The following is a 9518-nucleotide window of genomic DNA, read 5'->3' as shown; positions in this document are numbered from 1 at the left end:
CGGGAAAGGACGGGGCGATAGAAAGGGTGAACACCATGCATTGGCCGTAGATACGCGCAAGACCTCAAACTACGGATACGACCACAAGCGCACCGAGCCGCCGGGGAACAGGCGGCAACCACATCTAGTCCATAGATGTTCGAGACGAGCGCGGCCGCACAAACGCCGCCGCGCCTCTTCACGGGCCTATAGCTCAGACGGTAGACCAACCGGCTCATAACCGGTTGGTCGGGGGTTCGAGTCCCTCTGGGCCCACCAGCATAACGCCGTGGCGGAAAAGGTAGACGCTACAACGTAGGATCACCACCTGCAGAGGGATCGAAGATTTGTTCGGTAGAGCTCTTAACGGTGACACACAGGGCCGGAGCGATACTGCTAAGAGGCATGACCAGTGCGCGCAAGGGAGGGCGGCAATACCCGTTACACGCCGCTGCAAGACCTTGGCACAATGTGCTGATGACACACCTACTTCTGATGACCTGTGTGTGTCGTAAGCCCTCCTGTAACGCACAGCGGTAAACCGAAACGAATCTGCAGGGCGGCATAAACGGTAAGGTGATTCATCCGGGGTGCAGATCCCCGGCGGCGTTACCAAACGACGAAAAGACCACTTGCTTAGGCAGGTGGTCTTTTCGTTGCACAAACCAAACCAAGGAGTGATCCCATGAGTACCGAGGCTGAAAAGAAATGGTACAACACCACGATTCACGAAAACGTCGACGAAATCGCCGCCGGAAACTACACTGACGAGCACGGCCACCCGCTGACCAACGCAGTCGCATTCCAAAACCTGCAGCACATCGCGGAGCTGGAGAAGGCCGCGTTCGATGCTGAGGATTTGATCACCACTGGCGCTCGCTTTGGCACCGAACTCGCCATCGTGTTGCTGAAGGACGGCTATATTCTCTCGAACGACCTCGACCCGGAGAGATTTTTTAAGGTGCACATCGGCGAAGGCGGGCTTAGCACGATCGTCTCCTGCGACGAGAAAGGAAGCCCGATCCATCCGGTGGTTCCATCGAGCGAAAAGCTCCTCTCCGATAGCTGGTTCATCGTGTCCGCGCCGAAGGACACCCCGACGCTCGAAGAAGTCGAGCAGATCGTCTAACAAACCTAACCGACACCTGCCGCTGGGCTACGGCGGCATAAACCAAACCAAGGAGCGATGTTCATGAGCACCACCGCAACCATCCAACAGCCGACCGTAGGCCGTCTGGTCTACTACAAATCCGCTGGTTCCGCAGACGGCACCTACCCGAGCGTTTTCCGCGCCGCGCTCGTCACCGAAGTGCATTCGCCGACCAACGTAAGCCTTTGCGTGTTCAACCCGACCGGCTTGCACTTCGTCCAGAACGTCGAGCAGGGTGACGGTCCGATGCAATGGGACTGGATGCCGTACCAGAAGGAGCAGGCGGCGCTCAAAGCGGGCCTTGTGAACGAACAATCGGTACCGAAAGCATTGGCACCGTTGCAACCGGGCGATCTGGTCATCTATACGGACTGTCAAGGCAATAAGCACAAAGCGGCCGTTGAAACCGCATGGTCTGACCAGTGCGCAAACCTCTACTACACGGAGCCGCTTCTTACGGGATTCCGTGCGTCGATCCCGACTTCTGTCCCGTTGAAAATGCCGGGTATGTCTGGCAACTACTTCGAACGCGTGGACACCACGCCGCTGAAAGCTGACAACACGGAGCACATCGGCTAGGTCGACCATGCGCCACCGCCCTCGACGCGTATCGGGGGCGTCATCGGATTGTTGACCAACTGAGAGGAGTGAACAGAGATGATCGGACAAGCTGCAATCGTGCTGGCCGCCCTGATCGGCGGTGCGTTGCTTGGCGCAACTTGGTGCGCGTGGCGCGAAAGTCGGATGGAAGGGGATGTTGCCCGATGAGCCGCAAGTACTGCTCCAAGCACGGACGCCACTACAAGAAAACCTGCGTAGACTGCATGATCGACGCTGAGATCGCCGCACGCAAGCAATCCGCCACCNCAAGAAAACCTGCGTAGACTGCATGATCGACGCTGAGATCGCCGCACGCAAGCAATCCGCCACCAGCCCCAGCAAGCCGCCCTGCATACGCGGAGAGCGGTGCGAGTGGGCACGGGACAACGGAGGCGGGAAGTTCACCTGTCTTCGTGTGGCGGGGTGTGTGAAATAGAAAAAACCACCCAGTCGGGTGGCTAGTAGCGATAACGCCTTTTCTTGCGAACGGTCGGAATCATTCTGTCGATTACGACCAACGCAAGGATGAGGATAACCATTTTGGGGCTATCGTGCCAAACATTTTTGAGGAACGTCGTGAACCATCCCCAGTCCCAAAAAAATTGCATTAATAGATCAACCTCCTTTCAAAGTTCAACTTCTTCCGACATGAAGGAAAGTCCTTCCTCATTGGCGAAACTCGTCAAGAGAAAGGAGTGTTTTTATGATTGTGAAAATTGTTGTATCGATGTCTCAAGGCGATGTTATTCGGATTGATACTGACGGAATGAAGGTCCTCGAAATGGATTCGGCAGAGATCCAGTCTCTCAAAGAGGCTGAGTTCGCTTACGTCTATGAGCATGATAAAAAGATCAAAGCGAGATTCGTGCGCAGCATCTATGACATGAAAACCAAAACTCAGACCATCGAGATGATAGAGTGCATCGACTAAGCACCCTACGGGGTGCTTTTCATTTTCCTGGAGGTGAAATCAGATGAACGCTTTGAATATCGCGATCAAATACCTAATCTCCGAACAAGAAGCCAATCGCTTGATTGCGTGCGCAGGTGGTAAAGAGGATGTCGTTCACGTCGCCGGTCATGTGATCGCTTACGGCGTGCCTTTTTCGGAAGTGGAAACGGCGATCTTGCAGAAAAAGTCGCCGCTCGATCCGTTGGTAAAAAGAGCTGCATACAAAACGGAAACGTCCATCTAAACAGGTGGGCGTTTTTGATTTCTCTGAGAATCAAGGAGGTGAACGACCCGATGGAAATCCCGAAAGACCTCGATCTTGAAGACAAGTTGCTTCGACGCTTTCAGATCAAAGACTTGAGGAAGTCTCTGAAAGAACAACTCGACCAGATTGACGCCGAGATCGAAGACCACTTTGCTAAGTCGTCCATCGACGGTGATATGATCTTGCAGCTCCCGAACGGAGAGTGGGCGGTGATCACCAAGAAAGGCGAGTTCAAAGAGAAACTGGACAAGTCCTCGTTGGCGAACGAACTCCTGGTATCCAAGGATGAGTTGAAGACCGAGCGCGACATATCTCTTTTGACCGAGCAGGGCCGCTTGAGCCCGAAGCTCATCGACAAGCATACCGAGAAGGGATTGGAGACAAAGTTGTCGATCAGAAAACGCAAGACCAAGCCCAAGAAGAAAGGATGAGCGCCATGACTAAGGACACGAAGTACCTCATCACGGCCCCGGACGAGGGCGGCGCACGACGGATCGCCAAGGCCAAGAAGCTGGCGCCCTACGAATGGCTGTACATCCCGCTCGACCCGGCAACGCGCAAATGCGTTCTCGCTGGCAAGACCGGATTCCCGCGCAACCACCTGATCGGTTCCTTCACACCGGAGGAGATCAAGGTGTTGACTCGTCAGGTGCCCGAGGCACTTCACGCATAAACCCAACCCGAAAGGATTGTTGAATCATGACCCAAGAACAACAGAACACCAACCAAAATCAAACTGTTGGGCTCTATCAGCTCTTCGACAACATCGTACAAGACCGACTTGGCTACATCCTGATCACCACCGGCGGCGGCCGTGGCGGATTCGTCTCGAACAATCTGGTAATCCAACACAACTACGGCAATCACCAGACGGCGATCGCGGCGGCGCTCATCCGGGCGATCGCGAAGACCGCGCCCGAGCAAATGGAAGTTCTCGCTCGCGCTGGCGAACTGTTGGCGGCAGCTGTTGAAGTCGAGCCGATCGCGGCGGCATCGCAGCTTCTTGAGGACAATCTCCTTCCGAAAAAACATACCCTGCACTGTTACCAAGAGCAACAAGCGCTTGACACTTACAAGCCCATGTCTGAACTCAAAGTGAAACTGACAATCGAAGGCGCAGACGAACTCCGCAACGCCGCGCAGTTGACCCAAGAAGTTACGGAAAGCATCCAACGATGTTCAGACGCACTTCTCCGGCAGAGTGCGAACGCCGGAGAGCTCCAGCCGAATACAGTCGCCGTCGATGTAGATGTGATTAAGCAATTGAAAGAAGCAGCCGAACAACTCGATCCGATGCTGACCTTCCTGAAAAGAGATCCGCTTGATCATCAGACGTTTGCTATGCGTGCAGGCGTGATTTGTGCTTTAGTGGGAAATCTCCCTGAAGCGCCACCCAAGAATGCGGTGTAAGTGCAACAGCCTATCCGTAACGTTACAGTGTAACGTTTGAAAAGCTACATCTAATAGCACGTCCACAATACACCTTTTGTAACGTAAGGGTTCGCGCTGTAAGGGGGTGTAACGTTACATGGCGCAACAGTCGAAGATTGAGAAGTTCGGCTGCGAGGTAATCGTGGCGAACGGCCTGCGCGCAGACAAATCTCTTCGGGCAATTGCTGAGGAGTGTTCGGACTGGGCAGGGGTGAAGATCTCGCACACGGCCGTGCAGCGTTACATCGAACAACTCAACCAAAACAAGAAGCAGTTGGTCACGGCTGACGACCGCTCGCTGGTCAACGTGGTGCACCAAGACTTCGACATCATCCAGAACTCGCTCAAGTTGGCGCACGCGCTGCTCAGGCGCTTCGAGTACGTGGACAACCTGCCTGAGTACTTCGAGGAACGCATGCAGGAGCTGGAACACCAACTCGTTTCAGAAGGGATCAACGCCGAGTACCTAAACACATGGGCACAGATGGTGAATGCGGAACTGAGACGGAAGGTCCTTGAGATCACGTCTCTCTCAAAAGAGTCCCGCGAGATCATGAAGTTCATGGTCGACCTCAAGGAGCGGGTCTTCCGCTTCGAACTGATGAGCGAGTACCTGAACCTATTCATGACGATCTTCCAGAGATACAGCCCAGACGCATACGAAAAAGCCATGCAGGAGGTTGGAAGCAACCCGCGCATGGCTCAGATCGTGGAGCAACAGCGAAGCATCAACAGCGGGAAGGAGGACTACTGATTTGGCGAAGCACAGTGTCTTGCAGACGTTCTACACAACGGCACCATGGCGCAACTTCCGCGCGGCGCTCATCGCCGAGCGCGGCAACCGGTGCCAACGTTGCGGCCGCATCATCGCCCGCTCCGTCGACATCATCGGTCACCACAAGATCGAGCTGACGCCGGAGAACGTCCACGACCACACAATCAGCCTCAACCCGGAACTGGTCGATCTCATCTGCAGCGACTGCCACAACGAAGAGCACGAACGCTTTGGCTACCACACCAAGAAGAGCGTTTACCTGGTTTATGGTCCGCCGATGGCCGGCAAGAAAACGCACGTCCAGCAGCAGATGCGTCCCGGAGACATCATCATAGACATGGACCGCCTGTATGAAGCGGTGTCCGGGCTTCCTGCATACAACAAGCCGGACAACCTGTACAACAACGTCATCGGCATCCACAACCTACTGATCGATCAGGTGAAGACGCGATTGGGCAAGTGGCGCACGGCGTGGATCATCGGCGGGTACGCCGACAAGTACAAGCGGGAGCGGCTGGCTGAAGAGCTGGGGGCAGAGCTTGTGTTCTGCGAAGCTACCCAAGACGAGTGCTTGGCGCGACTGGCGACCAGCGAACAACTGCGGTTCCGGCAAGTGGAGTGGCGGCAGTACATTGCTAAGTGGTTTGAGCAGTACCAAGAATAGCGAAGGAGGAAATACGCATGAAACTCGTACCAACTGGCACACCGATCCTCTTCTCAGAACTCCAAGCAGGGACGCTCTTCACGTATGAAGGAGGAAGCGTTGCTCTCGCGAGTGAGTACCGCAAAGAGAGAGGGTTGCTCGAAGCGTACATCGTCGGAACGGGCGAAGCATTCTGGGGCCCTGCACCGAAACACTTGGATGGACTCATGGTTCAACCACTTGAGCTCATGCAAGAAGAAGAGAGCAAGTACCTGCAAATGTTCTTTGGTCCACCGCAACCGGACGAACCGAAACGCAATACGCAAGCGCACGACATGCAACGTGCCGTAGTGCTGGCAGACGAGATCCGCACCCTCATCTGGAACGAATTGCAAGGCAGATGGCTTCGGGAAGACATGGCGGCGGCGCTCACCCTGCTTTCCATGTCGTCTCAACACCGATCCTCTGACCACCTGCGCGAAGCAGGTACCAGCATGAAGGCGGCCGCGGCGATGCAGGAAGACGAGGTATTCCGTCGCAGTACCTCACGGGACGCAGGCGAGAAGGCGGCATGGATTCACCTGACCGATCCGTCGTCACCCGGTCGTCCACTCGTTGAGAAGCTGGGTATCGTCGTTCTGAACAGCGACGACACGCCGAAGCCTTGGGTAGACATCGCGAAGGAGTTGGACGAGCAGTTGTTCTTGTACGCCCCGCTGCCGGAGCAACGCAAAGATGTTCTGCGGCGCATAGCTGGGGCGATGGGTGGTGATTGGCTTGCAGCTCTCATCGACAAGGTGAAGGCAAACAAAGGCGCAGCATTGGGCGGAATCACGATGGAAGAAGCCGCACAGAACGCCGCCGCATTCAACCAGCAAGCTGGACTCAAGGTAAGTGACCTCACCAGCAACGGGAACGAGATCACGGAATGCAAGTTCCACTGCACAGGCGAGGTAACGATCAAGCGCGCCAACGGGCAAGAGACTACTTTTCCCGCAGAAGCGCTAACGATCAAACAAACCAATAAAGGGCAGCGCGTTCGACTCGTAGCCCCGAATGCGCAGCCGATCGAGTTCGTTGTTCCGTTCCGAAGCGTTTAGAGAGGGAACCAGCACATGAAGAAGTTCTGGGAAGGGATCGGGATTGCGCTTGCGGGTGCACTCGCCGCGTTGTTCGTTGCAGGCATGGGCAAGCTCATCCAGTTCGTGTGTGGCTGGTAGAGAGAGGAGGGAAGACAGATGCTTCAAGGAACCGAAGGGAAACGTGCACACGTACACTTGCCGGGCGACACATGTTTCATGCTGCCTGTCGAAGTGAGTGAACAAGTCTCAAGTTTCGTTACTGCCGGTGCACAGAACAATAAAGGGCACGCGTTCTTGACGCTCACGGATGCAGATACGAATAGAACCTTCACGCTCAACCTGAACCAGATCATCTACGTCGAGTGGGTGGATGGATAAGGGAGAGTAGAGAGGAATCGAAATTCCCAAGCGTTGCGAATATGACTTCACCATTGGAAGAGTAGACAAACAGTTCTGCTCTCTTTTTGTGTAGGCAGAAGACCACACTCTCTACTCTGTATACCCCCCACCCTCTTTTAGGCAGAAAGAGTACGCCAACCGCGTGGGGGACCCTTTTTTCACACGAACCGAAAATTTTGAAATTCCAAGGTGGTGAATCGAAACTTGACCAAAAGCGAGATGTTCCGGCAAGAGCGCGCGAAGTTGACCGAGATATTCGCCGATGTCGACCCGGCCAAGGCGCGATTGGTCGAAGGTCTGATTGATGACGCTGCATTCCTGTATGCCGAGAATTTAGCGTTGCGCGCTCTCATCGAGCCACGCGGGATGGTGCAGGTCAACCCGATTGACCCGATGAGGCAAAAAACGTCCGAGGCGGCAAAGCAGTATCTCAAAAACCTCAACTCTTACTCCGTCGTCATCAAGACCTTGAACGGGATTTTGGCGAAGAATTCGAACGAAGGTGATGATCCATTCGATGAGTGGCTTAAAGAACATTCCGAACAATAACGGACGAAGCTACCTTGTCGAATACCATGAGGCGATCAAGCGCGGAGAGATCATTGCCGGCCATGAACTAATCAAACAGCTCGACATGCTGATCGAGGACATGAGCGATCCCGCATTCGTCTATGACACACGGGACGCTCATCTGCGAATTGATTTCATCGAGAGATTTTGCAAACACACGAAGTCGCCGTTCCACGGCAAGCCGTTTCTCTTGGAGCTTTGGGAGAAGGCGTTCATAGAGGCGTTCTACTCGTTCAAGTGGAGCGTCGAGGGATTCCGGGAGTACTACGGCGAGGAGCCACCATCCGCGAAAAAGCTTTTGCGCCGGTTCAAAAAGGCGATCATGTTGATTGCCCGCAAGAACGGGAAGTCGACGTTGTGCGCGGCTCTCTGCCTCACGGAGCTGATGTGTGGAAATGGCGGGAGTGACATCGTGTGTTCTTCCAATGATGATTCTCAGGCATCCATCATTTTTGAGGAAGTCGCAAATATGCGCGAGCAGTTCGATCCGAAGGATAAGAGGACACACAAAAACCTCAAAGGCATTTTCAACTTGAAGAACAAGAGCAAGATTTTCAAGTTGTCCGACCGCACGCGCAACAAAGAGGGCCGGAACATCGACGGCGCGATCCTGGACGAGTCCCACGAAATGAAGGACAACGTCATCGCAAAATCTATCGACCAGTCTCAGTCGACCAAGGAGGAGCCGTGGTTCATTAATATCACGACAGAGGGGTTTGTCAACGACGGCTATCTCGATCAAGAGTTGAAGTACGGCCGCGCAGTCTTGGCGAACGAGATCGAGGACAAAACAATCCTTCTCTGGCTCTACACGCAGGACAGCGAGGCTGAAGTTTGGCAGGATGAAAAATCGTGGATGAAATCAAACCCTTCACTGGGAACGATCAAAAAACCGAAGTACATCAAGGACCAAATCCGCAAGGCGCAGCACGATAAGGCCGAGCGGGTTTTTATGTTGTCCAAGGACTTCAACTTCAAGCAGAACAATGCGGCCGCATGGTTGATGCCGGAAGACCTCATCAACGAGGCGAAGTTCGACCTTGAAGAGTTTCGAGATTCGTTCGCAATCGGCGCAGTCGACCTCTCGAAATCGGGAGACCTTGCTTCTGCGCGGGCTATGCTCATGCGTGGAAATGTCAAATACATGGTCCAGCATTACTTCGTACCTCGGTCCAAAATTGACAGTCTCTCAATGGCTGAAAGGGATCAGTACGAGGGGTGGGCCCGTGATGGTTTGCTCACCGTCTCTGAAGGCAACGAGAACGATTTCCGGCTTGTCACGGCGTGGTTCGTGAAGCTGGTCAAGGAGCACAGAATCAAATTTTATCGGATCGGGTACGACAAGTGGTCGGCCGTGTACTTTGTAAAAGAGATGGAGGAGTGCGGTTTCGATATGCAAAGGGTCGACCAGAAATTTGGCAGCATGAGCGAACCGATGAAGCTGGTGGAAGCAGACCTCAAGAGCAAGTTGATCAACTACAACAACAACCCGATCGACCGACTCTGCTTGGAGAACACGGCCCTGAACATCAACAACAAACTGGAGATCATGCCGGTGAAAGTGCAAGGCAAGGATGATCGAAAGATCGATGGCGCGGTGACGATGATCATTGCCTACCGTGTGTACATCGACAATAGGTCAGAATTTCTGGAGCTCGTTAAAAGGGGGTGA

At 54.2% G+C, this 9518-nt stretch carries 13 protein-coding genes and 1 tRNA gene; all 14 read left to right on the top strand.

Features of this window, described 5'->3' with window-relative positions; translation table 11 throughout:
* Positions 1-182 precede the first annotated feature (182 nt).
* The 14 genes from EL26_RS19800 to EL26_RS19735 all read left to right on the top strand — a co-directional run bounded on the left by EL26_RS19800 (position 183) and on the right by EL26_RS19735 (position 9518).
* Positions 183-258 (top strand) — tRNA-Ile (locus tag EL26_RS19800).
* A gap of 406 nt (positions 259-664) precedes the next feature.
* A complete protein-coding gene (locus EL26_RS19795) occupies positions 665-1108 on the top strand; it encodes a hypothetical protein (RefSeq protein ID WP_038093146.1) in 444 nt (147 codons plus the stop codon).
* A gap of 63 nt (positions 1109-1171) precedes the next feature.
* Positions 1172-1708: a hypothetical protein gene (locus EL26_RS25960; RefSeq protein ID WP_193789840.1), complete on the top strand. Its 537-nt coding sequence runs from the start codon at positions 1172-1174 to the stop codon at positions 1706-1708.
* Positions 1709-2432: 724 nt separating this feature from the next.
* On the top strand, positions 2433-2660 hold the full coding sequence (locus tag EL26_RS19785) for a DUF3892 domain-containing protein (protein WP_038093143.1): 228 nt from the start codon (positions 2433-2435) through the stop codon (positions 2658-2660).
* Positions 2661-2703: 43 nt separating this feature from the next.
* Positions 2704-2925, top strand: coding sequence for a hypothetical protein (locus tag EL26_RS19780; RefSeq protein WP_038093140.1), 222 nt, complete (start codon positions 2704-2706; stop codon positions 2923-2925).
* Positions 2926-2975: 50 nt separating this feature from the next.
* Positions 2976-3377, top strand: a complete 402-nt coding sequence (locus EL26_RS19775; protein ID WP_038093138.1) for a hypothetical protein — start codon at positions 2976-2978, stop codon at positions 3375-3377.
* A gap of 5 nt (positions 3378-3382) precedes the next feature.
* Positions 3383-3619: a hypothetical protein gene (locus EL26_RS19770; RefSeq protein WP_152559337.1), complete on the top strand. Its 237-nt coding sequence runs from the start codon at positions 3383-3385 to the stop codon at positions 3617-3619.
* Positions 3620-3645: 26 nt separating this feature from the next.
* A complete protein-coding gene (locus EL26_RS19765; RefSeq protein WP_038093133.1) occupies positions 3646-4356 on the top strand; it encodes a hypothetical protein in 711 nt (236 codons plus the stop codon).
* A gap of 118 nt (positions 4357-4474) precedes the next feature.
* Complete coding sequence (locus EL26_RS19760; RefSeq protein WP_038093130.1) at positions 4475-5131, top strand: hypothetical protein; 657 nt, start codon at positions 4475-4477, stop codon at positions 5129-5131.
* Between the two features lies 1 nt (position 5132).
* Entirely contained in the window at positions 5133-5816 is a 684-nt protein-coding gene (locus EL26_RS19755; RefSeq protein WP_038093129.1) for a hypothetical protein, read from the top strand.
* 17 nt (positions 5817-5833) lie between these two features.
* Entirely contained in the window at positions 5834-6895 is a 1062-nt protein-coding gene (locus EL26_RS19750; protein ID WP_038093127.1) for a hypothetical protein, read from the top strand.
* A gap of 138 nt (positions 6896-7033) precedes the next feature.
* Positions 7034-7255, top strand: coding sequence for a hypothetical protein (locus EL26_RS19745; protein ID WP_038093124.1), 222 nt, complete (start codon positions 7034-7036; stop codon positions 7253-7255).
* Positions 7256-7480: 225 nt separating this feature from the next.
* A complete protein-coding gene (locus EL26_RS19740; protein ID WP_052036611.1) occupies positions 7481-7825 on the top strand; it encodes a hypothetical protein in 345 nt (114 codons plus the stop codon).
* Complete coding sequence (locus EL26_RS19735) at positions 7782-9518, top strand: terminase large subunit (RefSeq protein WP_238546156.1); 1737 nt, start codon at positions 7782-7784, stop codon at positions 9516-9518. Before EL26_RS19740 ends, EL26_RS19735 begins: the two co-directional genes overlap by 44 nt.

The sequence above is a fragment of the Tumebacillus flagellatus genome (genome assembly GCF_000714935.1).
Lineage (GTDB): Bacteria > Bacillota > Bacilli > Tumebacillales > Tumebacillaceae > Tumebacillus > Tumebacillus flagellatus.
This window is presented reverse-complemented; position numbering and strand designations above follow the sequence as displayed.

Bases quoted from the DNA above. Each gene is read 5' to 3' on its own strand.
- EL26_RS19795 (WP_038093146.1), top strand. From the start codon at position 665: ATGAGTACCGAGGCTGAAAAGAAATGGTACAACACCACGATTCACGAA.
- EL26_RS25960 (WP_193789840.1), top strand. From the start codon at position 1,172: ATGAGCACCACCGCAACCATCCAACAGCCGACCGTAGGCCGTCTGGTC.
- EL26_RS19785 (WP_038093143.1), top strand. From the start codon at position 2,433: ATGATTGTGAAAATTGTTGTATCGATGTCTCAAGGCGATGTTATTCGG.
- EL26_RS19780 (WP_038093140.1), top strand. From the start codon at position 2,704: ATGAACGCTTTGAATATCGCGATCAAATACCTAATCTCCGAACAAGAA.
- EL26_RS19775 (WP_038093138.1), top strand. From the start codon at position 2,976: ATGGAAATCCCGAAAGACCTCGATCTTGAAGACAAGTTGCTTCGACGC.
- EL26_RS19770 (WP_152559337.1), top strand. From the start codon at position 3,383: ATGACTAAGGACACGAAGTACCTCATCACGGCCCCGGACGAGGGCGGC.
- EL26_RS19765 (WP_038093133.1), top strand. From the start codon at position 3,646: ATGACCCAAGAACAACAGAACACCAACCAAAATCAAACTGTTGGGCTC.
- EL26_RS19760 (WP_038093130.1), top strand. From the start codon at position 4,475: ATGGCGCAACAGTCGAAGATTGAGAAGTTCGGCTGCGAGGTAATCGTG.
- EL26_RS19750 (WP_038093127.1), top strand. From the start codon at position 5,834: ATGAAACTCGTACCAACTGGCACACCGATCCTCTTCTCAGAACTCCAA.
- EL26_RS19745 (WP_038093124.1), top strand. From the start codon at position 7,034: ATGCTTCAAGGAACCGAAGGGAAACGTGCACACGTACACTTGCCGGGC.
- EL26_RS19735 (WP_238546156.1), top strand. From the start codon at position 7,782: ATGATCCATTCGATGAGTGGCTTAAAGAACATTCCGAACAATAACGGA.